We start from the raw sequence: 26,351 nt of genomic DNA on the forward strand, positions 1-26,351 counted from the left end.
CATGCGCCGCCTATTCCTTGTGCCGCTTGCCGCGGCCATCCTGGCGGGATGCGCCGCGCGCGGCCCCGCCGGCCTGGACCTGGACACCTCGATCACTGCGGTCAGCCAGGCCAGCCGGGTACGCAGCATCGTGCTGCACTACACCAGCGTGGACGACGCCCGTTCCATGGAATTGCTCTCCAAGGGCAAGGTCAGTTCGCACTATCTGGTTAACGACGCCGGCCGCGTCTACCGGCTGGTCGACGAGAACCGCGCCGCCTGGCATGCCGGCGCCAGCTCCTGGTATGGCAACATCGCCATGAACAGCACGTCCATCGGCATAGAAATCGTCAACCCAGGCTGGACGGAGGGCTCTGACGGCAAGCCTGTCTGGCATCCGTACAACGACCAGCAATTGCGCGCACTGACCATATTGCTGCGCGATATTGCGCAACGGCATGGCGTCACGCCCGAGAACATCGTGGGCCACAGCGACATCGCGCCCCAGCGCAAGGTGGATCCCGGCCCTCTTTTCCCGTGGAAGACGTTGGCCGAGGCGGGAATCGGGCGCTGGTACGACGAGACTGGAGCCGCCGAACACCTCGCGCGCCTTCAGGTCCAGGGCATCCCGGATGTCGCATGGTTCCAGAAACAGCTGGCACGGTTGGGCTATGCGTGTCCACAGGACGGCACACTGAGCCCGGCCACCATCGGCGCGCTGGCAGCCTTTCAGATGCACTACCGGCCGACACTGTACGACGGCCAGCCGGACGCGGAGACTGCCGCCATCATGCTGGCGATGCTGTAGGGACGCGCAGCGCTACCGCCTGCCGCGCAACCAGGCGACCAGCCGCCAGCCCAGCAACAAGGCCAGCACGGCGGCGTACAAGGCGGGCTGCGCCAGGTCGTTCTTGCCGGCCTTGTGCCACCAATAATGCAGCACCGCCAGCAGGCCGATGGCATAGATGGCGCGGTGCAGGCTTTGCCAGCGCTTGCCCAGCTTGCGCATGGCCCACTGCGTGGAGGTAGCCGCCAGAGCGGCCATCAGCACGAACGCCGCAAATCCCACCATGATGAAGGGGCGTTCGCCGATATCGCGCAGCATGCCCGCCGGATCGAAGCCGCGATCCCACCAGACCCAGGCCATGAAGTGCATGGATCCATAGAAAAACGCGAACAAACCGCACATGCGCCGCAGACGCACCAATGCCGGCTGGCCAGTCAGCCGGCGCAGCGGCGTGATGGCCAGGGTCACGAGCAGGCAGACCAGGGTCCAGGTGCCCGATGAACGGGTCAGGAACTCGACCGGGTTCGCCGTCAGCCCGTTATTCACGCCCAGCCAGATCCAACGCGCGAACGGCGCCAGCCCCAGCAGGAACAGGAACGGCTTGAAGCGCCCCACAGTCTTGGCGGAAAGCTGGGTCTTGCGCGGCGGCGTGGCCGGAGCCACCTGCGGAGTGCCGTCAGGCATGGAATCGCCTCAGTAGTTCGCCTTCAGGTCCATCCCCTGGTAGAGCGACGCCACCTGTTCGGCATAACCGTTGAACATCAAGGTCTTGCGCTTGGGGGAGAACAGCCCGTCCTCGCCAATGCGGCGTTCCGTGGCCTGGCTCCAGCGCGGATGAGGCACCTCGGGATTCACATTGGCGTAAAAGCCGTACTCCTGGGGCGCGGCCTTGATCCACGACGACACGGGCGGCTTTTCGACCAGACGGATCTTGACCAGGGACTTGGCCGACTTGAAACCATACTTCCAGGGTACCGCCAACCTGAGCGGCGCGCCGTTCTGGTTCGGCAGCACCTTTCCGTAGACGCCGAACACCAGCATAGCCAGGGGATTCATGGCTTCGTCGATGCGCAGGCCCTCCACATAAGGCCATTCCAGGATCGCGGCGCGCACGCCCGGCATGTTCTCGCGCTGCACGGCGGTGACAAATTCCACGTACTTGGCGTTGCCCGTGGGTTCGACCTGCTTGAGCAGCGCCGACAGCGAATAGCCCATCCACGGAATCACCATGGACCAGCCCTCGACGCAGCGCAGCCGGTAGACGCGTTCTTCCATCGGCGCCAGCTTGAGCAGCTCTTCGATGGAAAAGGTGCGCGGCTTGCCGGCTTCGCCCTCGACGCTCACGCTCCAGGGGCGTGTCTGCAATTTGCCGGCATTGGCGGCCGGATCGCCCTTATCCACGCCGAACTCGTAGTAGTTGTTGTAGGAGGTGACGTCGGCCAGCGTCGTCTGCTTGTCCATGACGCTCAAGGCGGGGTTGAGCTTGCCCGGCAGAACGCCGGCCTCCTGGGCGTGCGCGCTGCGCATGGCCCACCCCGGCAGGCCTGCGGCGGCCGCGACCAGCCCCGCGCGCAGCATCAGTTCGCGGCGCGAACGCCAGACGCCCTCGGAGGTGATCTCGGACGGAAGAATATCGTCGGGCTTGCGTATCAACATCATGATCTCCGGTGTAGCGCCCGCAGGATCATGGACGCGCCCTGCGCAAGCCATGGACGCCGCGCCGCCCCATGATATTCCGCGGCAGCCGGCGCTTGCGGGTATTTCCTATAGACCCGCGCGTACGGCGGGCGTTCCGCGCCCGGACTGCGCACGCCCGGAGAATCCCGGGCGCCAGGTCGCTAGATACGCGGCAGCAGCCATTCGCGCACCTTCGGCACGCTGTCGAGCACCGCCTGGGGCGAACAACCCTCAAGCTCCTTCAGGGTATGTGCGCCATAGGTCACCCCCAGGCCATGCACGCCGGCATTGATCGCCATCTGCAGGTCGTGCGAGGTGTCACCCACCATCACGACGTGGTCCGGATCCACGTCCAGCTCCTGCATCAGCTCGTGCAGCATCGCCGGATGCGGCTTGCTGAAAGTTTCGTCGGCGGTGCGCGTGGCATCGAACAGCGGCCCCAGGCCGGTCGCGGCCAGCGCGCGGGTCAGGCCCACGCGGCTCTTGCCGGTAGCCACCGCCAGGCGCACGTTCTGCCCGGCCAGTTCGGCCAAGAGTTCCTGCACGCCCTCGAACAGGCGCAATTCCGGATCACGCAGCAGATAGTGCGTGCGGTAGCGCTCCAGGAAGCGCGGCAGCATCGCCTGCGTCAGTTCCGGCACCGCGCGGCGCAGGGCGCTTTCCAGGGACAGGCCTATCACCCAGCTGGCATCGGATGCCGAAGGCACCGCCAGTTCCAGGTCGCGGCAGGCGCCCTGGATGGCGGCCACGATGCTGTGCGTGGAATCCATCAGGGTGCCATCCCAGTCAAAAACGACCAGCGAATACGACATAATCAGACCGACTCCAGTTGTTTCAGTATTTTCCGGCAAGCTGGGGGCAGCTCGGCGGTAAGCGTCAGGGACTCGCCCGTCACCGGGTGGGCCAAGGTCAATTGGTGGGCGTGCAGGAACATCCTGCCAAAACCCATGCGCGCGAACTGCGCCCGTACTTCGTCGTGGCCGTACTTGTCGTCGCCCACGATGGGGAAGCCGCTGGCGGCCAGGTGCACCCGGATCTGATGGGTGCGACCGGTACGCAATTCGGCGTCGACCAGACTATAGCCACCAAAACGCTGCTTGAGCGTGACGATGGTGTGCGCCGACTGACCGTCCGGATCGACCTTGACCCGGCGCTCGCCGGACTGGGTGGTCCACTTGGACAGCCCCAACTTGATGTGCTGGCGGTCATTGACCCAATCGCCCTCGACCAGGGCCAGGTAATGTTTGTCCCCTTTTCCTTCGCGCAGCATGGCGTGCAACGCCAGCAGGGCGCTGCGCTTCTTGGCCACCATCAAGAGACCCGAGGTCTCCCGGTCCAGGCGATGGACCAGTTCCAGGAACTTGGCGCCGGGCCGGGCCGCCCGCAGCTGTTCGATCACGCCGAAGGACACGCCGCTGCCGCCATGGACCGCCACGCCGGCGGGCTTGTCCACGACAAGCAACGCCTCGTCCTCGAACACCACGGGGAATTCGGCGCCAGGCACCGGCCGGGGCTTGCCCGGGTCGGGCAGCCGCAGCGGCGGAACGCGGACCACGTCGCCCTCGGCGACGCGGTAGTCGGCCGAAGTGCGTCCCTTGTTTACCCGCACTTCGCCGCCGCGTATGGCCTTGTAGATATGGGTTTTGGGGACGCCCTTGCACAGCCGCGCAAGGTAGTTGTCCAGACGCTGGCCGGCATGCTCGGCATCGACTTCCACCATCCGGACGGCAGGGGGAGCTTTAGAGAGGGAAAGCGAGGGGGAAGTTTCTTTGCGCATTGCGAAAAGCGACATATAATCGGGACAGCCTAAAGGGGCTGAACTAGCCGCCTGACGTAGAGATGCAACGTTACGCAACTCCGTCGAGCGCGCGGGCCGCCATTGTACTGCCTGCTCATTCAACCCCCGGGGTCATTTGGTCGCCGGCGCAACCGCGCCCTGCCGGATAGTGGTGTGGCATTCATTTTGCCCGCTGTCCCAGCAGGTCCGTTGCATGCCGCAAGCGGCTCTGAAGCACCGCAAGAATCGTCGCATATTTAAAGCACCAGCTGCGCGTGGGCAACCAATCCGACCGCAACTGCCGTTCACAGCACTTTTCCGTCAAACCACATTCAGTGAAGCTGACCCTCCTGCTGACAGAACCCCGAGCCCCACGGCTCGACGTGCCCGCCTGACCCGCGGCGGATACGCCTGGGCGCCGCCCAGGTACGGTCCGCAACTCTTGCCCGCTTCAGCCCGCAGCCCGAGTGACCCGAGGTCACGCGCCGATATCGGCGCGTCATGACAACGGAGAACCCCTCTCATGAAGCGCATGCTGTTCAATGCGACGCATCAGGAAGAATTACGCGTCGCTATCGTCGATGGGCAAAAACTCATCGACCTCGACATCGAGACTGCCGGCCGCGAACAACGCAAAGGCAATATCTACAAAGGTGTCATCACCCGGATCGAACCCGGCCTCGAAGCTTGCTTCGTCAACTACGGTGAAGACCGTCACGGTTTCCTGCCTTTCAAGGAAGTGGCCCGCAGCTACTTCAAGGAAGGCGTGGACGTCCGCAGCGCCCGCATCCAGGACGCCCTGCGCGAAGGCCAGGAACTGATCGTCCAGGTTGAAAAGGAAGAGCGCGGCAACAAGGGCGCCGCCCTGACCACGTTCATCTCGCTGGCAGGCCGCTACCTGGTCCTGATGCCCAACAATCCCCGTGGCGGTGGCGTTTCGCGCCGCGTCGAGGGCGAGGACCGCCAGGAACTGCGCGACACGATGGAGCAGCTCGATCTGCCCCAGGGCATGAGCATCATCGCCCGCACCGCCGGCATCGGCCGCAACGTCGAAGAGCTCCAGTGGGACCTGTCCTACCTGTTGCAGCTCTGGACCGCGATCGACGGCGCCGCGCGCGACAACTCCGCGCCGATCCTGATCTACCTGGAATCCAGCCTGGTCATCCGGGCCATCCGCGACTACTTCTCCCCGGAAATCGGCGAGATCCTCATCGATACCGACGAGATCGCCGACCAGGCCACGGCCTTCATGAGCGTGGTGATGCCGGACAACGTCCAACGCGTCAAACGCTACCGCGACGATATCCCCCTCTTCTCCCGTTTCCAGATCGAACACCAGATCGAAACGGCGTACTCGCGCACGGTCACGCTGCCCTCGGGCGGCGCCATCGTCATCGACCACACCGAAGCCCTGGTTTCCGTGGACGTCAACTCGGCCCGCTCCACGCGCGGCGCCGACATCGAGGAAACCGCGCTGCGCACCAACTCGGAAGCAGCCGATGAAGTGGCCCGCCAGTTGCGCCTGCGCGACCTGGGCGGCCTGATCGTCATCGACTTCATCGACATGGAGGACAGCAAGAACCAGCGCGCCGTCGAACAGCGCCTGCGTGACGCCCTCCACTTCGACCGCGCCCGCGTCCAGATGGGCAAGATTTCGCGCTTCGGCCTGATGGAACTGTCGCGCCAGCGCCTGCGTCCCGCCCTGAACGAAGGCTCGCACATCACCTGCCCGCGCTGCAACGGCACCGGCGTGATCCGCGACGCCGAGTCCAGCGCCCTGCATGTGCTGCGCCTGCTGCAGGAAGAGGCCATGAAGGAAAACACCGCCGCCGTGCACGCCCAAGTGCCGGTCGACGTTGCAACCTACCTGCTGAACGAAAAGCGCGCCGACATCACCAAGATGGAAGCCCGCCTCAAGGTCAACCTGATGCTGATCCCCAACAAGCATCTGGAAACGCCGCACCACCACATCGAGCGCCTGCGCCACGACGATCCGCGCCTGGAAGAACTGAAGACCAGCTTCGAACTGGTTGAAGCCCCGGCCACGGACGCCCCCTGGCAGCCGCGCGAGCACGAAATCAAGTCGCGTCCGGAAGCGCTGGTCAAGGGCATCACGCCCTCGCAGCCCGCTCCTGTTTCGACCCCGGCTCCCGCTGCGCCGGCTCCCGCGCCGGCAGCAACCGGCGGCCTGGGCGGCCTGTTCAAGCGCCTGTTCGGGTGGCTGGGCGGCAGCTCCGAAGCGGCCAAGCCCGCTCCCGCTGCCCAGGAAGACAGCGCCAAGCGCGCCAGCTCCGGCCGCGGCAAGGGCCGCAGCAGCCATGACGGCCAGGAACGCCGTGGCGAACGCCATGGTTCGGACCGCAACCGCAACCGCCGCGGCGAATCCCGCGGCGAAGGCGCCGAGGGCAGCGAAGGCGGCCGCCACCACGTCCGCGGCAACCGCCGCGCCGAGGGCGAGCGCCAGGAACGCGGCGACCGCAACAACCGCAACGACGCCCGTGGCGAACGCGACACCCAGGCTGCGCAAGCTGCCCTGGCGTCCAACCGCCCCGAGCAAGCCGTGGAAGCTGGCGGCGAGGACAGCGGCGCCGGCCGCAACCGCCGCCGCGGCCGTGGCCGCAATCGCCGCGAGGAAGGCCAGTCCGACGCCCCGATGAGCGAACAGGAAAGCATGGTCGCCGCCCTGGCGCAGACGGTCGCCACCGCCCTGCCCGAAACCAAACCGGCTCCTGAAGCCGCCGCGGTGACCGCCGAGGCCGGCGAAGCCGAAGCCGTGCTCGAACAGACCGCCGATGGCGTACCCGCCGTGGAAGGCGCCGAAGGCGCCGCCGATCCCGAGCGCAAGCGCCGCCGCCGCCGCAGCCGCCGTGGCCGCCGCAGCCAGGAAGAAGCTGGCTTGGCCGGCAGCGACGACCAGCAGGAAGATGGCGCCGACGACGACAGCATCGAACAGTCGGAAGAAGCCACTGCCCAGCCCGCCGTGACCGCTGCGCAAACCGAGGAACCTGCCGCACATGTCCAGGCCGCTCCGGCGCAAGCCCAGCAGCCCGAAACCACGACAGCCGAGCCCGTCCAGGTTGCCGCTGCTCCGGTTGAAACCCAGCCGGCAGCGCCCGTGCAGGCCCAAGCCGAGCAAGCCGTCGAACCCGTGGCCCAGCCCGTGCAGACGGCTGCCGCCGAAGTGACCCAGCCGGTGTCCGTGCAGGCCGCGAGCGAGGTTTCCGCCCCCGCAGCGACCGAGCCGGCGCCGGTGGAAGCCGCCGCCGTCGAGCCCGTGGTTGCTCCCGCCCCGGCACCGGTCGCCCCGGTTGCTCCGGCCGCGCCTGTCGCACAGGAAGCGGCTGCCGCGACGCCCGCAGCCAGCCAGCCCATCGTGGTGCCGGCTGTCGCCCCGTCGGCCAAGGCCCAGGCCCTGCACGACGTGGTCAATGCCGCCGGCCTGCAGTGGGTGGAGACCGATCCGGACCGCCACGCCCAGACCCAGCTGCGTATCGCCGCTGCGCACACGCCGGTCCGCCTGGGCCGCGAGCGCAAGCCGGTCGCGCCCGTTTCCAACGAGCCGCTGGTTCAGGTCGAAACGCGCCACTAAACCGCAGGCCCGCAAGGGCTTGCGACTGGCAGCACATCGCACCCCGTACGCTGGATACCGATCCAGCGTACGGGGTGTTTTTCATGGTGGGTCCGCAGGGCAGCGACGCCCCGCGCGATTCGCAGCGCGCCCCCTCGGCCGCTCACTCGTCCTCTATCGGCTCCGCGGGCAGGTTCAAAGCCAGGCCGGCCTCTTCGACGAACGCTTCCGCCAACGCCGAATGCGGCATATGCCGGGCCCAGATGATCCCCATGCAGCGCAGAGGCGCGCGCCCCGGCAGCGGCACTCGCTTGACGCGCCGGCTGTCCACCCAATCCGGCGCCCAATCGGGTACCAGCGACACGCCCAGCCCTTCCGACACCATGCAGGCGATGCCCATCAGGCCGTCGACCTCCAGGCGCTCGCGCGGCACGATGCCGTGCTGGCGCAGATACTGGTCCGCCAGCCGGCCGCCCCAGACGTTGCGGTCATAGCGTATAAAAGGCTGCGTGCTCATCAGTTCGTGGGCGTCATTGCTCACGGTATCGGGCGGCGCCAGCACCACCAGCGGCTCTTCCGCGACCAATTTCCAGGCGTAGCCCTTGGACAGGTTGAATTGCGGCTTGACGATGAAGGCCGCGTCCAGGTCGCCGTTGATCACCCGGTGGTACAGGTGATTGGAGGTGCCTGGCTCCACGAAAACGGCCAGCTTGGGCAGGCGCCGGTACAGGCGCGCCAGCACGGTGGGCATGATGCCCGTCAGCGCCGACACCGACACGCCCAGCCTCAACTCGCCCAAGGGCGCGTCGTCGCTGGCGCTGGCCCGCAGGTCGCGCACTTCGCGCAGCACGCTGCGGGCTCGTTCCAGCACTTTCAGGCCCGCTTCGGTCGCCTTGACGCTGCGGCCCACGCGCTTGATGAGCGTGGCGCCCAGCTCTTCCTCCAGGGTGCGCACCCGCGCCGCAATGGCAGCGGGGGTCAGGTCCAGCCGGCGCGCGGCCTCCGCCAGCGATCCGCATTCGACCACCGACACAAAGCTCTGCACATATCGCGTATCCAAAGCGTCCCCCCTCTTTTTCTGCAGGCATGGTTTGCGCCAGGGCAAACCACAACAATTTTATGGATTGAAGCAATTAAACAGCAGATGTTCACTGGCCGCTTCGGTGCCAGAATCAGACGTTGCCGCTGCGCCCCGTGGCGCGTCCTTTTCATTCATCAGAAAACGAGTAGAGACAATGAGCACCCAAGCCAGCATTCCCGGCGTTTTTTCTCCGGTCCTGACGCCATTCGACGCAGCCTATCGCCCGGCGCTGGGACGCTATGTGAAGCACTGCCGCTGGCTGCGCGAACAATCCGTCGGGCTGGCCATATTCGGCACCAACTCGGAAGCCAACTCGCTCGCCCTGTCGGAAAAGCGCAGCCTGCTGGACGCGCTGCTGGAAGCGGGCGTGGAACCGTCGGCGCTGATGCCCGGCACGGGCGCCTGCGCGCTGCCCGACGCGATCGAGTTGACACGCCACGCCGTGCGCAGCGGCAGCATGGGCGTGCTGGTCCTGCCCCCCTTCTATTACAAGGGCGTGAGCGACGAAGGCCTGTTCCGCTACTACGCCGAACTGATCGAAGGCGTGGGCGACGACCGGCTGCGCATGTACCTGTATCACATCCCTCCCGTGAGCCAGGTGCCGCTGAGCCTGGACCTGATCGACCGCCTGCTCGACCGCTATCCCGGCCAGGTCGCCGGGGTAAAGGACAGTGGTGGGGACTGGAACAACACGGCGGCCATGATCGAACGCTTCGCGCCGCGCGGCTTCAAGGTCTACGCGGGCAGCGAAGCCTTCCTGCTGCAGACCCTGCGCGCGGGCGGCGTGGGCTGCATCACCGCCACCGGCAACGTCAATCCGGGCCCCATCGTCGCCCTGCAGCAGCGCTGGCAGGAAGCCGACGCCGACGCTCGCCAGGCCGGTCTGAACGCGACCCGCAACGTGTTCGGCAAATTCCCCATGATCCCCGCGATGAAGGCCGCGATTGCCTGGAAATCCGGCGATCCGGCCTGGGCGACGGTACGCCCGCCCCTGGTGGAACTGAACGCTGAACAGCGCACCGCCTTGCAGGCCGCCCTGGATGAGAACGGCTTCGACATGCCCGGCGCGCAGACCCTGGCGGACAACTAGCGCCCAATCCCGCGGGCGCTAGTTGTCCGCGGGATTGAACAGCGCAATATCCGCAGCACGAAGCGCCCCGGCGCACGGCGACCTGAAGCCGTGCGCCGGGGCGCTTCTTTTGGCGGTGCCGCTCAGCTCACCACGCCGATGTTCCAGGGCACGAACTCGTGATCGCCCAGTCCCAGCAGCTCGCTCTTGCTGCGCGTGCCGGAGGCCACCAGCAGGATTTCCTCGAAGATGCGCTGCGCCACTTCCTGTAGCGTCGCGGTGCCGTCCAGGATGTCGCCGCAATTGACGTCCATGTCCTCCGTCAGCCTTTCATACATCGGCGTATTGGTCGCCAGCTTGATCGAGGGCACGGGCTTGGCGCCGAACATCGAACCGCGCCCGGTGGTGAAACAGATCATGTTGGCCCCGCCGGCGATCTGTCCGGTCGCGGACACGGGGTCGAAGCCCGGCGTGTCCATGAACACCATGCCGGGCTGGCGCACCGGCTCCGCGTAGCGGTAGACCTCCATCAACGCCGTGGTGCCGCCCTTCATCGAAGAGCCCAGCGACTTCTCGAAGATATTGGCCAATCCGCCCATTTGGTTGCCCGGACTGACCTTGCCGTTGATCTGCACGTCGCGCCCCGGCGAGTACTCTTCCTTCCACCAGCGGATGCGCTGCACCAGCTTTTCGCCGACCTCGCGGTTGCGGGCGCGCGAGGTCAAGGTGTGCTCCACGCCATAGATCTCAGGCGTTTCGGACAGGATGGCGGTGCCGCCGTGGCGCACCAGGATGTCCATGGCCGCCCCCAATGCGGGATTGGCGGTGATGGACGAAAAGCCGTCCGAACCGCCGCATTGCAGGCCCACCGTCAGATGCCGCGCCGGCACCGGCACGCGCTCGACCCGATTGGCCTCGGGCAACAGCGCCTGCACCGCGGCGACGCCCGCCTCGATGGTTTTGCGCGTGCCGCCGGTCTCCTGCATGATGAAAGTCTTCAGCCGCGCGCCCGCCTCCAGGCCCTGGTCCTTGAGCAAGGCATCCAGCTGATTGCGCTCGCAGCCCAGCCCGACGATCAGCACGGCGGCGAAGTTGGCGTGACAGGCGTAACCGCCCATCGTCCGGCGCAACAAATCCATGGGTTCGCCGGACATTTCCATGCCGCAGCCCATGCCATGGCTCAACGCCACCACGCCGTCCACATTGGGATAGGCGGCCATCAGCTGCGGCGTGAAAGCTTCGGCAATGCGATGCACCACCGTCGCCGAACAGTTGACCGTCGCCATGACCCCGATGTAGTTGCGCGTGGCGACCTGTCCGTTGGCGCGCACGATGCCGAGAAAGCGCGCCTGCTCGGACTCGGGCAGGACCGGCGTCGCCACGTAATCGCGGGCGTGCGCGTAGTCCCGGTCGAACTCCTGGAAGTCCATGTTGTGCGAATGGACGTAGGTGCCGGCCGGAATGTCGCCCGCTGCAAAGCCGATGCAGACGTTGTACTTGAGGATGGGCTCGCCGGCGCGCAGGTCGCGCGCCGCGATCTTATGCCCGGCCGGGATCTGGCTGCGGCTGACGATGCCTTCGGAGGGTACGGCCATGCCTATGCCGATGGGCACGCGCGCCACCACGACGTTGTCCGCGGAATGCAGCCGGATGACGGGGCCGGCTGCACGTTTTTCAGTGAAATCGATCATGTCTGGATCTCGTAGGGATAAAGGCTCGCCCGCGCGGGCTGGACTCCTATTCGGGTTTGATGCCTATGTCGCGGATCAGCACCGACCAGCGCGGCAGCTCCGTACCCACGAAACGCGTGAAGGTATCGGAATCGCTGCCCACCACCGTGAAACCCTGCTCGCTGAGCTTGGCCTGCATATCGTTCTGCTGCACGGCGGCGCGGATGGAATCGGAAAGCTTGGCCACCACGGGCTTGGGCGTATTGGCCGGCGCGAACACGCCATACCAGGTCGACACTTCGAAGTCCTTGAACCCGGACTCGGCCAGGGTCGGGATTTGCGGCGCCTTGGGGTCGCGCTTCAGGCTGGTAATGGCCAACGGCCGGACCTTGCCCGATGCGATGTGAGGCAAGGCCACAGGCAGATTGGCGAACATGTACGGCACGTGCCCGCCCAGCACGTCGGCCATGGCGGCCGATTCGCCCTTGTACGGCACATGCGTCACCTTGGTGCCCACCATGTGCGCATACAGCTCGCCGGCTATGTGCTGCGGGCCGCCCTGGCCGGACGAGGCATAGCTCATTGCGCCATCGCCGGCCTTGCGGATCTGTTCCGTCAGCTCCTGTACGGTCTTGGCATCCACCAAGGCTGGATTGACCACCAGGATCAGCGGCATGGTCACGATCTGCGATACCGGCGCAAAGTCCTTCTCGGGCTTGAAGGGCAAGGACGGGAACAGCGAAGGCGCCACCACCATGGTGGACTGCGAACCCAGGAACAGCGAGTAGCCATCGGCAGGCGAACGGGCGACGTTGTCGGCGGCGATGGTGCCGGTGGCGCCGGCCCGGTTTTCGACCACCACCTGCTGCCCCAGGCTTTCTGCCATCTTGGCGCCGACCAGGCGCGCCACGATGTCCGCGCCGCCTCCCGGGGCAAAGCCTACGACCATGCGCAGCGGCTTGTTAGGAAACTCCTCGGCCATGGTGGCGGATGAGCCGCAGAAAAGCGCGAGGCCCAGGCCTAGGGCTACCGTCATGCGCGTCAGGGGACGCGCGGGCGTACAGGGGGTGTTCATGCGTTGGTCTCCGTGTGCCATCGTCGCGCCCCTCCCCGGCCGCAGCCAAGCGTGCCGGGAAGCGGAGCCGCGCGGCGGCTCGTTGTGTGCTGTGCAGTGCCAGAGCATTCTGGCGATTGCACTCCCTACCAACAAGTATGTATACGCAGCGTCAGAACATAATATTTTTGAGGTATCAAATTAGACTTGCCGCAACGCAGCACAGCAGCCCAAAAAAAATCCACCCCTGAGGGTGGATCTGTCTGTGCAGCGGGCCCTTGGGGCCGCGCCACGCCCACATATATGGCGTGATCAGAACTGGTAGGTGTACGTCAGCTGCACCACGTCCAGGCCCGGGTTCGGGCGCTTGATGCTGGCGTTCGAGAAGTGCGAATAGCGCAGGCCGATGCGATTGTTCGGCGTCACGAGAAAGCCCATGCCGATGTGGTCGCCAAACTGGAAAGCGGTGCTGATGTTCTCGTCGGCGAAACGCGTGCTGGAGAAGAGCGTGGCGCCAATACCCGCTTCAATGTAGAAGCGTTCGCCGGTCCACCAGCGGAACATCGGGATGGCATTGAGCTGCCAGACATGGCCCGGGGAGCGCGAGCCGCTCGCCTTCCAGTACGACGCGCCGAGTTCGGGCGTCAGGTCCAGCCGGCCCCAGTTGCCACCGAACTGGTAGGTCCAGACCGAAGCCGTTTCGTAGTTGATCGTCAGGCGCTGATAGTGGTCTCCAATGCCGTAATGCACGCTGACGCCGCCCTGAGTACCCTCGGACGATTGGGCGCTTGCCAGCGACGCGGTTGCAGCCAGGGCAAGTCCCACAAGGCCGGTAAGCATCTTCTTCTTGGTCAACTGCATTGGAAAACTCCGTAGATTTCAAACCTAGTACGCAACATAGCAAAATCCGGGCCGGAAGGCTCAAGCTTTGTCGCACGCAGGCAACATCGCGGATGGAAAACACTGTTCCGCAAATTGTTCGTCATATGCGGCCCCGGGGCCGCATATGACAATGCCGCCGGAAGCCCTGGGCTGCCGGCGGCATCTTGGCGCTGTTCGTCTGGCCCGTCCCCTCAGGCGCAGGCCGGGGCAAACTCAGGCCGTAACCACGTCCGCCGGTTGATTGGTCAGCAAGGCCAGCAGGCGGGCGATTTCCTCGCGCAGCTGGCGGCGGTCCACGACCATGTCGATGGCGCCCTTCTGCAGCAGGAACTCGGCGCGCTGGAAGCCTTCCGGCAGTTTTTCGCGCACGGTCTGTTCAATCACGCGCGGGCCGGCAAAGCCGATCAGCGCCTTGGGTTCTGCGATGACCACGTCGCCCATGAAGGCGAAGCTGGCTGACACGCCGCCCATGGTGGGGTCGGTCAACACGCTGATGAACGGCAGGCCGGCCGCCGACAGGCGGGTCAGCATGGCATTGGTCTTGGCCATCTGCATCAGCGACAGCAGGCTTTCCTGCATGCGCGCGCCGCCCGAGGCAGCCACGCAGATGAAGGGCGTCTTGTTGTCCAGCGCGGCCTGGGCGCCGCGCGCGAAGCGCTCGCCCACCACCGAGCCCATGGAGCCGCCCATGAATTCGAATTCAAAGCAGGCCAGCGTTGCGGATACGCCGCGGATCGAACCGCTCATGACCACCAGCGCGTCGGTTTCGCCGGTCTGCTTGACCGCTTCCTGCAGACGCTCGGGGTACTTGCGGGTGTCCTTGAACTTCAGCGTGTCGACCGAACGCGTGGTCTGGCCGATCTCGACGCGGCCCTCGACATCCAGCAGCGAGTCGATGCGGGCACGGGCCCCGATGCGCATGTGGTGGTCGCACTTGGGGCAGACGTGCAGGTTGGCCGCGAGGTCTTCGCTGTACAGCACCGATTCGCACGACGGGCATTTCACCCATAGGCCTTCGGGAACGCGGCGGGGGCCGCTTTCGCTGGTTTTATTGATGCGAGGAGGCAGGAGTTTTTCGATCCAGCTCATTGATTATTCATCCCGTATGAGGTCACGCCCGCCGCTCAGGCCGACGCGCTTGCTCGTTTTACTTGATCCAGCGCTTGCCGGATGGTGCGCAGCCAGCCGCTGGCGGCGGTGACTGCGGCGTCGGTTTTCTGGGCCGCGGGGGCATTCGCCGCCGCCTGCTCCATGGTTTCAATCAGTTTGCTGCCGATCACGACGGCATCCGCCGCGCGCGCCACGCGTTGGGCGCTTTCGGCGTCGCGGATGCCGAAGCCCACGCCCACCGGAATGTCGCGCACGTGGCGGCGGATCACGGCCAGGCGCTCGGCAACGTCGTCAGTGTTGAGCGAGCCCGAACCCGTGACGCCCTTGAGCGACACGTAGTACACGTAACCCCGCGCCACTTCGGCGACGGCCTTGATGCGCGCTTCCGTGGACGTGGGCGCCAGCAGGAAGATGGGCGCAATGCCGTGCCCGCCCAGCGTGGCGGCGAACTCGACGACTTCTTCGGGCGGATAGTCCACCACCAGCACACCGTCCACGCCCGCCTGCTCGGCGCGACGCGCGAACTCGGCCTGGCCCATGCGTTCGATCGGGTTGGCATAACCCATCAACACCACCGGCGTGGATGCGTCGCGCTGGCGGAATTCAGCCACCAGCTCCAGCACGCGGGCCAGGCCCACGCCTTGCGCGATGGCGCGGTCGGCGGCGCGCTGGATCACCGGGCCGTCGGCCATGGGATCGGAGAACGGCACGCCCAGTTCGATGACGTCGGCGCCGGCCTCGACCAGCGCATGCATCAGGGGAACGGTCGCGGCGGGCGAAGGATCGCCGGCGGCAATGTAGGGAATCAGCGCCGCGGCGCGGCCGGATTCGGCGGTGCGCGCAAAAGCGGCGGCAATGCGGTCGATGCGAGTGGTCATGGACAGGGCCTCAGAGCTCGATGCCGGCCTGTTCGGCCACGGTATGCATGTCCTTGTCGCCACGGCCCGACAAGTTGACCAGGATGACGGCGTCGCGCGGCAGCGTGGCGGCCATCTTCACGGCTTGCGCAATGGCGTGCGAGGACTCCAGCGCGGGCATGATGCCTTCGATGCGGCAGCAATCGTGGAAGGCCTTGAGGGCTTCCGCGTCGGTGATGCCGACGTACTCGGCACGGCCGGAGTCCTTCAGCCAGGCATGTTCCGGGCCCACGCCGGGATAGTCCAGGCCGGCGGAGACCGAATGCGTTTCCTGAACCTGGCCGTCGGCGTCCTGCATGACGTAGGTGCGGTTGCCGTGCAGCACGCCCACCTGGCCCGCGGCCAGGGAAGCGGCGTGGCGGCCGCTGTCCATGCCCTCGCCCGCCGCCTCGACGCCGATCAGGCGCACGTTTTCGTACGGAATGTAGGGATGGAAGATGCCCATGGCGTTGGAGCCGCCGCCCACCGCCGCCACGACGTAGTCGGGCTGGCGGCCGGTGGCCTCGGGCATCTGCGTCAGGCATTCGTTGCCGATGACGGTCTGGAAATCGCGCACCATGCGGGGATAGGGGTCGGGACCCGCCACCGTGCCGATGATGTAGAAGGTGTTTTCGATGTTGGTGACCCAGTCGCGCATGGCTTCGTTCAGCGCGTCCTTCAGGGTGCGCGAACCGGACGTGACCGGCACCACCGTCGCGCCCAGCAGCTTCATGCGGTAGACGTTCGAGGCCTGGCGGCGGACGTCTTCGCTGCCCATGTAGACCACGCATTCCATGCCGTAGCGGGCCGCCACCGTGGCGGTGGCCACGCCGTGCTGGCCGGCGCCGGTTTCGGCGATGACGCGCGGCTTGCCCATGCGCTTGGCCAGCAAGGCCTGGCCGATGCAGTTGTTGACCTTGTGGGCGCCAGTGTGGTTCAGGTCTTCGCGCTTGAACCAGATCTGGGCGCCGCCCACCATTTCCGACCAGCGGCGTGCGTGGTAGACCGGGCTGGGCCGGCCGACGAAATGCTTGAGTTCGTAGTTGAACTCTTCCTGGAAGGCGGGGTCGACACGGTAATGGTCATAGGCCGCGCGCAGCTCGTCGAGCGCGTGCATCAGCGTTTCCGCCACGAAAACACCGCCATAAGGGCCGAAATGGCCCTGGGCATCCGGAAAGTCGTAAGGTTTCACCAAGCATCTCCCCCGGGTATCGCGGCAGGCCACTGCCGGCCGCAAATCCGGTTTGCAACCCGTCATTTTACCTGACGCCGGCAGCGGCCGGGGGCAACGCCCCAGCCGCCCCGGGAACCGTCAGCCTGCCCTCAGAGCGACTGCCCCAGGCGGCGCAGGAAGGTGTCGCAGGCGGCCAACTGGTCCAGCGCGACGTACTCGTTGGGCTTGTGGGCCTGTTCGATATGGCCGGGGCCGCAGACCACGGTGGGGATGCCGATGCCCTGGAACAGGCCAGCCTCGGTGCCGTAGGCAACCTTGCGGGTGGCGCGGTCTTCGGTCAGGGCGCGCACCAGCTGGGTGATGGCGGCTTCCTCGGACGCTTCCAGGGCGGGCGCGGCCGCGCCCGTCTCGATTTCGATGCTGGCGCCGTTGAATTCGGCCTTCATGCGCGGCAGGAGCTCTTCGCGCACGTATTTTTCAACTTCTGCCTGGATCTCGTCGGGCTGCATGCCGGGCAGGTTACGGAATTCGTAGGTGAATTCACACAGTTCGGGGATGGTATTGACCGCGATGCCGCCCCGGATCTGGTTGGTGGTCATCGTGGAGAACGGCACGTCGTAGAACTGGTCGTAGGGGCCGTTGGCCTTGAAGCTGTCGGCCAGGTCGCGGATGCGGCAGATCAGGCGGGCGGCATATTCGATGGCGTTGCAGCCGCGCGGGGTCAGCGACGAGTGCGCCGCCTTGCCGTGCACCTTGCAGCGGAACAGGTTGATGCCCTTGTGCGCCACCACCACCTGCATGCCGGTGGGCTCGCCCACCACGCAGCCTTCGGGGCGGATGCCGCGTTCGTGCAGGTCGGCCAGCATGTAGGGCGCGCCGGCGCAGCCGACTTCCTCGTCATACGAGAACGCCAGGTGCATCGGCTTCTTGCGCGGCATGGCCAGGAATTCCGGCACCATTGCCAGCGAGCTGGCGATGAAACCCTTCATGTCGCAGCTGCCGCGGCCATAGAGCAGGCCGTCCTTTTCGACGAGCTTGAACGGATCCGTGCTCCATTCCTGGCCGTCGACCGGCACCACGTCGGTGTGGCCGGACAGCACGATGCCGCCCTGCATGCCGCCGTCCTGGGCGGGCAAGGTCGCGAACAGGTTGGCCTTGGTGCGCTCCGGATTGTGCGCCAGCCATGCGTCGACGCCCTGGCCCTTGAGCCAATCCCGGACGGTTTCGATCAGGGCAAGATTGGAATTGCGGCTGGTGGTGTCAAAGCCAACCAGCGTTTCCAGCCAGGTGCGCGCGTTCATGTCACTACTCTCTTGGGGAAAAACAGGAGTGTAAGGCCAGCGCGCCTCCGCGTCTCGGCGTGGTCCGGCGCGCGAAGCGCCTAGAATGTCGCCCGGTTAGGCAAACCCCAAGGAGAAACCGTGCAGCACAAAGCAGTTCCCACACGCAACATCGTGGCGGCAGTAATAGGCAATGCCCTCGAATGGTATGACTTCCTGGTGTTCGCGTTCATGACGCCGATCATCTCGAAGCTGTTCTTCCCCACCGACCCCAGCGTTCCCGGCAGCGAGCTGAACGCCATCCTGATGACCACCGCCATTTTCGGCGTCGGCTTCTTCATGCGCCCCGTGGGCGGCATCATCCTTGGCCTGTACGGCGACAAGAAAGGCCGCAAGGCTGCCATGGTCATGGTGACCTCGCTGATGGCCGTGTCGATCGCGCTGATCACCGTGGCCCCCACCTACCACGCGGCCGGCATCCTGGCCCCGATCTTCATCCTGATCGCTCGCCTCTTGCAAGGCTTCTCCGCCGGCGGCGAATTCGGCACCTCGACGGCGCTGCTGATCGAGATGGCGCCCAACGGCAAGCGCGGCTTCTACGGTTCCTGGCAGATGGCCGGCCAGATGCTGGCGCTGCTGATCGGCGCGGCCTGCGGCACGCTCATCACCGAGTTCTTCACCCCGCAACAGATCGCCGACTGGGCATGGCGCCTGCCGTTCGCGTTCGGCCTGGTCATTGTCCCCATCGCCATCTATATCCGCCGTAACGTCGATGAAACCGACGCGTTCAAGCAGATCAAGGAAGAAGAGCGCCAAGCCGCCGCCCGCGGCGACGTGCAGCGCCTGAGCCTGGGCCAGATGCTGAAGACGCATACCCGCGAAGCGCTGATCGGCGTGGGCCTGGTCGTCACCGCGACCGTGTCCATCTACATCACCTTCACGTATCTGGTGACCTACTCCACGCAGATCCTGAAGCTGCCGCTGAACCAGACCTTCCTGGTGCAGATGGCGGGCGCGGCGCTGATGGTGCTGCTGACGCCCTTCATGGGCGCCTGGTCCGACCGCATCGGCCGACGCCCCCTGGTGATCGGCTCGCTCATCGGCTACCTGATCGTGCTGTATCCGCTGTACTACTGGCTGTCGGACGCGCCGTCCATCGGCCGCCTGCTGGCCGTGCAGGTCGTGGTCTGCCTGTTCGTGTCGGCATTCTTCGGCGTGTTCAGCACGGTGATGGCGGAACTGTTCCCCGCGCGCGTGCGCTCGGTGGGCCTGTCCCTGGCCTACAACGTGGCCGTGATGATCTTCGGCGGTTTCGCGCAGTTCATCGTGACCTGGCTGATCAAGACCACCGGCTCGCCGATGGCGCCCGCCTATTACGTGATGTTCGGCGTGGCGCTGGGGCTGATCGCCGCGTTCTACATGCGCGACCGCGCGCACGAAGAGCTGGACAACTGAGTCCTGCTCCCGCCCGGGCCGCCCGGCCCGGGTTTCCCGCCTAGCGGCGTGTCGCCGACGACACGCCCGGCACTTCGGCCAGGGCGTCCAGCGCGCGCGACAGCGATTCCCCGCCGCGCACTTCCACCGTGAACACCATATGGGCCAGCGACTGCTTGCTCTGTGTGTTCACGCCCACCACGTTCAGGCGCAGCCGCGCAAAGACTTCGGACAGGTCCCGCAACAGGCCGGAACGGTCGTGCGCGCGCACACTGATGTCCACCGGGTAGAACGTGTCGGCGGTTTCGCCCCAGGCCACCTCGATGACGCGCTCCGGCTCTCGCGCGGCCAGCGCCAGATAGCTGTGGCAATCGCTGCGGTGGATCGACACCCCGCGTCCGCGCGTGACAAAGCCGGCGATCGGATCGGGCGGCGCCGGACGGCAGCAGCGCGCCAGCTGCGTCAAGAGCGACCCCACCCCCACCACCAGCACGCCGCTCTTGCCGCTTTTCTCGGCGCTGCCGGCGCTGGCATGGCGCAAGGCGGCCGGCTGCGGCTCGACGACCGGCCCGGGCTGCTGGAACAGGGTGTCGATCTGCCGGAGGCTGAACTCTTCCTTGGCCGCCGCCACGTACAGGTCGTCGGCGCGGGCGAATCCCAGGTTCTGCGCCAGCTGTTCCAGATTGACGGCAGTCTTGCCCAGCCGCTGCAATTCCTTTTCGACCAGCGCCTGGCCCTGCGTGATGCGCTGCTGCAATTCGATCGCGTTGAACCACATGCGCACCTTGGCGCGGGCCCGCGGACTGGCCAGAAAGCCCAACTGCGGGTTGAGCCAGTCGCGCGACGGCCCGCCGGACTTGGCGGAGATGATCTCCACGGTCTGGCCGGTGGACAGATGGGTCTGCAGCGGCACCATCTGCCCGTCGACGCGGGCGCCGCGGCAACGGTGGCCAAGGTCGGTGTGCAGGTGATAGGCGAAATCGACCGGCGTGGCGCCGGCGGGCAGTTCGATCACGCGCGCCTGCGGCGTCAGCACGTAGATGCGCTCATCGGTATGGGCCGGCGCCGCCGCCGGGCCGCGCTGCCTGCCCGATGCCGGCTTGGCGGGCGCGGGCTGGGCGGGTTCGCCGCCGCCCTCGACATCGCTGTTCCAGGCCAGTAGTTGCCGCATCCACGCCAGTTGCCGGTCGTATTCGCTGGAGGCCGCCACCTGGCCGCCCTTGGCGCCCGCTTCCTTGTAGCGCCAATGCGCGGCCATGCCGTATTCGGCGAACTGATGCATCTCGCGCGTGCGGATCTGCACTTCGAAGGGACGGCCGTCGTCGTCGGACACCACCGTGTGCAGCGAGCGGTAGCCGTTGGGCTTGGGCCGCGAAATATAGTCGTCGAATTCTTCCGAGATCGGTGTCCACATTTCGTGCACCATGCCCAGCGCCGTATAGCAGGCGCGCACGTCGTCAACGATGATGCGCAGCGCGCGCAGGTCGTACATCTGCGAGAAATCCAGCCGCTTCACGCGCATCTTGTTCCAGATGCTGTAGATGTGCTTGGGTCGGCCGCTGACCTCGGCCTCGACGCCCGCCTTGGCCAACCCCGTCTGCAGGCGTTCGATGGCGCCGGCGATGAAGGCTTCGCGCTCCACCCGCTTTTCTTCCAGCAGGCGGGCGATCTGTTTGTACTTGTCGGGCTCCAGGAAGCGGAACGCCAGATCTTCCATTTCCCACTTGATCTGCCAGATCCCCAGGCGGTTCGCCAGCGGCGCATACAGGTCCAGGGTTTCGCGGGCGAAATCGGTGGAGCACGGCGCCTTGCTTTCCGCGTGCCAGCGCAAGGTGCGCAGGCGCGAGGCCAGCCGCATCAGCACGATGCGCAGGTCGGCCGCCATGGCCAGCAGCATCTTGCGCTGCATTTCCTTTTGCGAGCCGCTTTCGGCGGCGGCGTCGCTCGCCTGCCGCGCCACCACGCCCAGGCGCAGCAGCGCGCGCGTGCCCTGCACCAGCCGCGCGATCTCGGGACCGAAGGCGGCCGCGACCGGATCGCTGCGCAGGGACGGCGCGGGCGCCATCAGGTCGGTCGGCAAGGCAGCCAGCAGCGCCGCGGCGCGGGTGGCGGCATCGGTATGCAAGGCCGCCAGGATGCGGACCACGCCCGCGCCGTGTCCGGCCAGGGGTTCGCCGGTCAGCGCCTGCTGCCCTTCGAAACGCGGTTCGGCCCAGGCCACGGCCTGGTCGATCAGCGCCACGCCCTCGGCATCCAGGCCGGCGCCTACCTCCTGGCGCCAGGTAGCGTCGAAAGGCGTAGGCGCGTCGGGAACAGGCGGGGCGGACATGACGGACGGCAGGCGGATGTAGTTTGATATCCCGACACTCTACACTAGGGTTTGTAGACACCAAAAGCAGCCGCTAGCCCCGGCATATGGAAGGAACCGAAGCTTATGTTGCGCTGGCTCAAGGGCCGGGGCGCCCGCCCCTCCGCGGTGGCCGAAATGCAGGCCCGCATCTCCCCGGAACTGTGGCAACAGGTGCTGGACGCCCACCCGTTCCTGGCGGCATTGAAAGCCGATGAAGCGGCCCAGTTGCAGGCGCGTTCGGCCTGGCTGCTGGCCAGCAAGCACATCAACGGCGCGCAAGGACTGGAGGTCTCGGACTTCATGCGCCTGAGCATCGCGGCCCAGGCCAGCCTGCCCATCCTCAACCTGGCGCCCGAACTGTATGAAGGCTGGGACGAGATCATCGTGTACCCCGCCAGCTTCCGCATCCCGCGCTCGCGCCAGGACGATGACGGCGTGGTGCACGAATACCTGGAGGACGCCGCCGGCGAAGCCTGGGAAGGCGGGCCGCTGGTGCTGTCCTGGGAAGACACGCAGTTCTCCGACGGCGGCTTCAACGTGGTCATCCACGAGTTCGCCCACAAACTGGACCTGCGTTCGGGCTATGCCGACGGCATGCCCTCGCTGGCCGCGCACCCCGAACTCAAGCCACAGGCCTGGCGCCGCATCCTGGACGACAGCCTGGACCGCTTCATCGCTGCCGTGGACGCGGTCGAGGCCGCCATCCCGCATGATGTGGATCCGGAAAGCGAGGCCGCCGACGCCTGGTACGGCCAACTGCCGATGGACCCGTATGCCGCCACCGACGAAGCCGAGTTCTTCGCGGTCAGCTCGGAACACTTCTTCGTGGATCCCTACCCCATGCACGAAGCGCTGCCGCAATGGTATGGGCTGCTGCGGGCCTACTACCGGCAGGATCCGCTGGAACGCTACGCATGAAACAGCTGCTGATCGTGTGGCATTCGCGCACCGGCGCCGCGCGGCAGATGGCCGAAGCCGCTGCGCGCGGGGCGCGCGCGGCCGCCGCGCAACTGGAACAGACGGCAGACCTGGACGTGGTCTTGCGGCGCGCCGCCGACACGCAGGCCGAAGAAATGCTCGCCAGCCAGGCCTACCTGTTCTGCGCCCCCGAGAACCTGGCCTCGCTGAGCGGCGAGATGAAGGAATTCTTCGACCGCAACTATTACGCGGTGCTGGACCGGATACAAGGCTTGCCCTACGCCTGCGCCATCAGCGCGGGCAGCGACGGCGCGGGTGCGGCGCGGCAGGTCGAGCGCATCTGCACGGGCTGGCGGCTCAACGCGCTGGCGCCGGCGCTCATCGTCAACATGGGCGCGCAGACGGCGCAGCAGATCCTGGCGCCCAAGATCGTGGCCGGCGCGGATATTGCGAAATGCGAGGAATTGGGCGGCCTGCTGGCCGCGACGCTGTTGCTCGGGCAGTAGCCGGCACAACGCGGGATGATGAGACGGGTGGCGCACGCGCCAGCCCGCCCCGTGCACGCATCAGGCGCCCGGGGCGCCCGACGCGGCAGGCGTCTTAGACGGCAGCCGTCACGACGATTTCGACCTTGTAGTCCGGATTGGCCAGGCGGGCTTCGACGGTGGCGCGCGGAGGCGAATTGCCGTCGGCGACCCAGGCGTCCCAGGCCTTGTTCATGCCATCGAATTCCTTCATGTTGGCCACGTAGATCTGGGCCATCAGGATCTTGGTCTTGTCGGTGCCGGCTTCGGCCAGCAGGCGGTCGATCGTGGCGAGCACCTGTTCGGTCTGGCCGGTGATGTCCAGCGTGGAATCGTCCGGCACCTGGCCGGCCAGGTACGCGACGCCGTTGTACACGGCCATGTCGGACAGGCGCTTGGCCACGTGGAAGCGCTTGATGCTGCTCATGAATAGTCCCCTAGATTCGAGTGGGTTGGGTGGAACGATACTGAAGAACCCGCAATTTACCCCGAGCCGCCGTCAGGCGGGGGGCAGCTGGAATACCTGGCGCAGATAGGCCAGGTAGGCCGGATCGTCGCACATGGTCTTTTCCGGCGCGTCGGACACCTTGGCCACCGGCTGGCCATTGCAGCGGACCATCTTCATGACGATCTGCAGGGGCTCGTGGCCCAGGTCGTTGGTCAGGTTGGTGCCGATGCCGAAGGACACCTTGCAGCGACCGGAAAACTGGCGGGCCAGCTCGATGGCGCGCGGGAAAGTCAGCGAATCCGAGAACACCAGCGTCTTGGCGCGCGGATCCACGCGGTTCTTGCGGTAGTGCTCGAGCAGGCGCTCGCCCCAGACGAAGGGATCGCCCGAATCATGCCGCGCGCCGTCGAACAGCTTGCAGAAATACATGTCGAAATCACGCAGGAAGGCATCCATGCCGTAGACGTCCGACAGCGCAATGCCCAGGTCGCCACGGTATTCCTTGGCCCAAACCTCCAGCGCGTACACCTGCGAATCGCGCAGCCGCGGACCCAGCGCCTGGCAGGCTTGCAGGTATTCGTGGCCCATCGTGCCCAGGGGCAGCACTTCGTGTTGCTTGGCCAGCAGCACGTTGCTGGTGCCGGCGAAATGCACGCCCATCTGCGACTTCATGGTGGACACGATTTCTTCGTGCCAGATCTTGGAAAAGCGGCGCCGCGTGCCGTACTCAGCCACGCGGAAATCGGCCAGCGCCGGATCGTCCAGCACCAGGTGCATCTTGGACTGCAGGCGCTTGCGGCCCTCTTCCCAGTCGGGATTCTTGCGAGTGTTGCGGAAATAGACCTCGTTGACGATGGCCAGCACCGGGATCTCGAACAGGATCGTATGCAGCCAGGGGCCTTTGACCTCGATGCTGATTTCGCCCGGCCCATCGCCCACGCCGATGTGAATGCAGCGCTCCGGCAGATGGAACAGTTCGAGGAAATCGACGAAGTCGCTTTTGATAAAGCGCAAGCCGCCCAGATATTTAAGTTCGTCCTCGGTGAAGCGCAACTGGCATAGCTGATGCACTTCCTCGCGGATTTCGTCCAGGTAGGGACGCAGGTCGACCCCGGGCGTGCGGCATTTGTAACGGTACTCGACCTGGGCAGCGGGAAAATGATGCAGAACCACCTGCATCATGCTGAATTTATACAGATCGGTGTCGAGCAGCGAAGTGATTATCATGATGGCGCGTTTCGTTTCGCGACACCATAGCATAGAGCTCCCGCTGTTCAGGGCGAAGGGCCACTATGTCAATACGGGTATTGCCGGCACATCGGCGCGGCATTGGGTAAAATCCGCCCAACAAGACACAAAAGCCGCCGCTCCCGGAGTTCCTGAATGACCCACGTTGTCACCGAAAACTGTATTAAGTGCAAGTACACCGACTGCGTAGACGTGTGCCCGGTGGACTGTTTTCGTGAGGGTCCGAACTTCCTCGTGATCGACCCTGACGAATGCATCGACTGCGCCGTCTGCATCCCGGAATGCCCGGCCAATGCCATCTACGCCGAAGAAGACGTGCCGCAGGACCAGTTGAATTTCATCGCCCTGAATGCCGAACTCTCGCCCGAGTTCGCCAGCATCAGCCGTGCCAAGAAGCCCCTGCCCGACGCCGACGAATGGAATGGCAAGCAGGACAAGCTGCAATACCTGGAAAAATAATCCGCGAACGCCGGCCCCGCCCTGGCGGCCGGCCTCGCGCGATGTACCGATGACCGACGACTCCAAATACACGCGCCAGACCGTTACCCACGTCCACACCTGGGTGCCTGACAAGCTGTTCTCCGTGCGCGTGACGCGCGACGACGCGTATACGTTCCAGCCGGGCCAGTTCGCCCGGGTCGGTCTGCCGGAAGCCGGCGCCTCGGAAGGCGAACCCACGCTGTGGCGCGCCTATTCCATGGTGTCGGCGCCGCACGAACCCTGGCTGGAGTTCTATTCCATCGTGGTCCCCGAAGGCCTGTTCAGTCCGCGCATGGCGCGGCTGCAGCCTGGCGACTCGCTATATGTGGAAAAGACGCCCTACGGATTTCTGACCCTGGAGCGCTTCGCGCCGGGCGGCGATCTTTGGCTGCTGGCCTCAGGCACGGGCCTGTCTGCCTACCTTTCGATCCTGCGCGACCCGGCAGTCTGGCGGGCCTACCGCCGCATCATCCTGGTGCACGGAGTGCGCACCGCCGCGGAGCTCGCCTACCGCACCGAAATCGAATCCTGGCGCAATCAGCCGGCGCTGGCCGAGTTCTTCGCGGCGGATCCGCAGAAACTCGTCTACCTGCCCATCGCCACCCGCGAAGCCCTGCCCGGCATGCCGCAGGAACGCCTGACCACGCTGATCGCCGACGGCCGCCTGGAGCAGCTCGCAGGCCAGCCGCTGGACCCCGAGCAGGCCAAGATCATGCTTTGCGGCAATCCCGACATGCTGGCCGACGCCCGCAAGCTGCTGGGCGAACGCGGCTTCAAGCCTGGACGCCGCGGCATCCCCGGCAACCTGGCAGTGGAAAACTACTGGTAGCTTCGGTCCGTCCGACTTAGTGCATAAATCCTTCTTTTGGTATGACAGCACGTTGTAAAAAGCGCCCTAAACTGGTGCTCAATGGGTATTGGGTCGCTTTTTAGCAACAGATTTGC

The 26,351-nt window shown here is 66.0% G+C and carries 23 protein-coding genes; 8 read left to right on the forward strand and 15 right to left on the reverse strand.

Features of this window, described 5'->3' with window-relative positions; all coding sequences use genetic code 11:
- Nucleotide 1 precedes the first annotated feature (1 nt).
- Nucleotides 2-787 carry an N-acetylmuramoyl-L-alanine amidase gene (locus AC1RHV_RS22045; protein ID WP_054450601.1) on the forward strand — a complete coding sequence of 262 codons (786 nt, stop codon included), beginning with the start codon at nt 2-4 and terminating at the stop codon, nt 785-787.
- A 12-nt stretch (nt 788-799) separates the two neighbouring features.
- Here the strand turns inward: AC1RHV_RS22045 and msrQ are convergent, their stop codons facing one another.
- From msrQ to AC1RHV_RS22065, 4 genes are all read right to left on the reverse strand, one after another.
- Complete coding sequence (gene msrQ / locus AC1RHV_RS22050) at nt 800-1,450, reverse strand: protein-methionine-sulfoxide reductase heme-binding subunit MsrQ (RefSeq protein WP_054450599.1); 651 nt, start codon at nt 1,448-1,450, stop codon at nt 800-802.
- Nucleotides 1,451-1,459: 9 nt separating this feature from the next.
- A complete protein-coding gene (gene msrP, locus AC1RHV_RS22055; protein ID WP_306650462.1) occupies nt 1,460-2,422 on the reverse strand; it encodes a protein-methionine-sulfoxide reductase catalytic subunit MsrP in 963 nt (320 codons plus the stop codon).
- 182 nt (nt 2,423-2,604) lie between these two features.
- Nucleotides 2,605-3,255 carry an HAD family hydrolase gene (locus tag AC1RHV_RS22060; protein ID WP_492301980.1) on the reverse strand — a complete coding sequence of 217 codons (651 nt, stop codon included), beginning with the start codon at nt 3,253-3,255 and terminating at the stop codon, nt 2,605-2,607.
- A 2-nt stretch (nt 3,256-3,257) separates the two neighbouring features.
- Complete coding sequence (locus tag AC1RHV_RS22065; protein ID WP_175181235.1) at nt 3,258-4,220, reverse strand: RluA family pseudouridine synthase; 963 nt, start codon at nt 4,218-4,220, stop codon at nt 3,258-3,260.
- A 523-nt stretch (nt 4,221-4,743) separates the two neighbouring features.
- Between AC1RHV_RS22065 and AC1RHV_RS22070 the strand changes: the two genes are divergently transcribed.
- Nucleotides 4,744-7,809, forward strand: a complete 3,066-nt coding sequence (locus AC1RHV_RS22070; protein WP_492301981.1) for an Rne/Rng family ribonuclease — start codon at nt 4,744-4,746, stop codon at nt 7,807-7,809.
- Nucleotides 7,810-7,951: 142 nt separating this feature from the next.
- Here AC1RHV_RS22070 and AC1RHV_RS22075 read toward each other — a convergent pair whose 3' ends face one another.
- Nucleotides 7,952-8,848, reverse strand: a complete 897-nt coding sequence (locus AC1RHV_RS22075) for a LysR family transcriptional regulator (RefSeq protein WP_054450590.1) — start codon at nt 8,846-8,848, stop codon at nt 7,952-7,954.
- Nucleotides 8,849-9,023: 175 nt separating this feature from the next.
- Here AC1RHV_RS22075 and AC1RHV_RS22080 point away from each other — a divergent pair, with 175 nt between their 5' ends.
- Entirely contained in the window at nt 9,024-9,959 is a 936-nt protein-coding gene (locus tag AC1RHV_RS22080; RefSeq protein WP_054450588.1) for a dihydrodipicolinate synthase family protein, read from the forward strand.
- A gap of 122 nt (nt 9,960-10,081) precedes the next feature.
- Here AC1RHV_RS22080 and AC1RHV_RS22085 read toward each other — a convergent pair whose 3' ends face one another.
- The 7 genes from AC1RHV_RS22085 to argE all read right to left on the reverse strand — a co-directional run bounded on the left by AC1RHV_RS22085 (nt 10,082) and on the right by argE (nt 18,025).
- Nucleotides 10,082-11,629, reverse strand: coding sequence for a UxaA family hydrolase (locus tag AC1RHV_RS22085; RefSeq protein WP_054450586.1), 1,548 nt, complete (start codon nt 11,627-11,629; stop codon nt 10,082-10,084).
- A gap of 46 nt (nt 11,630-11,675) precedes the next feature.
- On the reverse strand, nt 11,676-12,683 hold the full coding sequence (locus AC1RHV_RS22090) for a Bug family tripartite tricarboxylate transporter substrate binding protein (RefSeq protein WP_175161912.1): 1,008 nt from the start codon (nt 12,681-12,683) through the stop codon (nt 11,676-11,678).
- Between the two features lie 291 nt (nt 12,684-12,974).
- Entirely contained in the window at nt 12,975-13,523 is a 549-nt protein-coding gene (locus tag AC1RHV_RS22095) for an acyloxyacyl hydrolase (RefSeq protein WP_054450583.1), read from the reverse strand.
- Nucleotides 13,524-13,757: 234 nt separating this feature from the next.
- Nucleotides 13,758-14,633, reverse strand: a complete 876-nt coding sequence (gene accD / locus AC1RHV_RS22100) for an acetyl-CoA carboxylase, carboxyltransferase subunit beta (RefSeq protein ID WP_054450581.1) — start codon at nt 14,631-14,633, stop codon at nt 13,758-13,760.
- 35 nt (nt 14,634-14,668) lie between these two features.
- On the reverse strand, nt 14,669-15,532 hold the full coding sequence (gene trpA, locus AC1RHV_RS22105; protein WP_054450579.1) for a tryptophan synthase subunit alpha: 864 nt from the start codon (nt 15,530-15,532) through the stop codon (nt 14,669-14,671).
- A 10-nt stretch (nt 15,533-15,542) separates the two neighbouring features.
- The gene (gene trpB / locus AC1RHV_RS22110) at nt 15,543-16,742 is read right to left on the reverse strand and encodes a tryptophan synthase subunit beta (RefSeq protein ID WP_054451311.1); all 1,200 of its coding nucleotides are present in this window, start codon (nt 16,740-16,742) and stop codon (nt 15,543-15,545) included.
- Between the two features lie 131 nt (nt 16,743-16,873).
- A complete protein-coding gene (gene argE, locus AC1RHV_RS22115; protein WP_492301985.1) occupies nt 16,874-18,025 on the reverse strand; it encodes an acetylornithine deacetylase in 1,152 nt (383 codons plus the stop codon).
- 120 nt (nt 18,026-18,145) lie between these two features.
- On the opposite strand from argE, the gene AC1RHV_RS22120 reads away from it, so the two are divergent.
- A complete protein-coding gene (locus tag AC1RHV_RS22120; RefSeq protein ID WP_059374811.1) occupies nt 18,146-19,459 on the forward strand; it encodes an MFS transporter in 1,314 nt (437 codons plus the stop codon).
- Nucleotides 19,460-19,499: 40 nt separating this feature from the next.
- Here AC1RHV_RS22120 and AC1RHV_RS22125 read toward each other — a convergent pair whose 3' ends face one another.
- Nucleotides 19,500-21,767, reverse strand: coding sequence for a RelA/SpoT family protein (locus AC1RHV_RS22125; protein WP_492301986.1), 2,268 nt, complete (start codon nt 21,765-21,767; stop codon nt 19,500-19,502).
- A gap of 105 nt (nt 21,768-21,872) precedes the next feature.
- Here AC1RHV_RS22125 and AC1RHV_RS22130 point away from each other — a divergent pair, with 105 nt between their 5' ends.
- The gene (locus AC1RHV_RS22130; protein WP_119450980.1) at nt 21,873-22,706 is read left to right on the forward strand and encodes a M90 family metallopeptidase; all 834 of its coding nucleotides are present in this window, start codon (nt 21,873-21,875) and stop codon (nt 22,704-22,706) included.
- Nucleotides 22,703-23,212, forward strand: a complete 510-nt coding sequence (locus AC1RHV_RS22135) for an NAD(P)H-dependent oxidoreductase (protein WP_119450981.1) — start codon at nt 22,703-22,705, stop codon at nt 23,210-23,212. The genes AC1RHV_RS22130 and AC1RHV_RS22135 overlap by 4 nt, the downstream gene beginning before the upstream one ends.
- A gap of 94 nt (nt 23,213-23,306) precedes the next feature.
- Here the strand turns inward: AC1RHV_RS22135 and AC1RHV_RS22140 are convergent, their stop codons facing one another.
- Both AC1RHV_RS22140 and pncB read right to left on the reverse strand, forming a co-directional pair.
- The gene (locus tag AC1RHV_RS22140; protein WP_042796825.1) at nt 23,307-23,657 is read right to left on the reverse strand and encodes a RidA family protein; all 351 of its coding nucleotides are present in this window, start codon (nt 23,655-23,657) and stop codon (nt 23,307-23,309) included.
- Between the two features lie 72 nt (nt 23,658-23,729).
- Nucleotides 23,730-24,905 (reverse strand): nicotinate phosphoribosyltransferase, encoded by a 1,176-nt coding sequence (gene pncB, locus AC1RHV_RS22145; protein ID WP_054450570.1) that lies wholly within the window; start codon nt 24,903-24,905, stop codon nt 23,730-23,732.
- 156 nt (nt 24,906-25,061) lie between these two features.
- Between pncB and fdxA the strand changes: the two genes are divergently transcribed.
- A complete protein-coding gene (fdxA, locus tag AC1RHV_RS22150) occupies nt 25,062-25,385 on the forward strand; it encodes a ferredoxin FdxA (protein ID WP_006389264.1) in 324 nt (107 codons plus the stop codon).
- Between the two features lie 49 nt (nt 25,386-25,434).
- The gene (locus AC1RHV_RS22155) at nt 25,435-26,235 is read left to right on the forward strand and encodes a ferredoxin--NADP reductase (protein ID WP_054450568.1); all 801 of its coding nucleotides are present in this window, start codon (nt 25,435-25,437) and stop codon (nt 26,233-26,235) included.
- The last annotated feature ends 116 nt before the right edge of the window (nt 26,236-26,351 follow it).

The sequence above is a fragment of the Achromobacter sp. GW823-FHT04E03 genome, assembly GCF_058796095.1.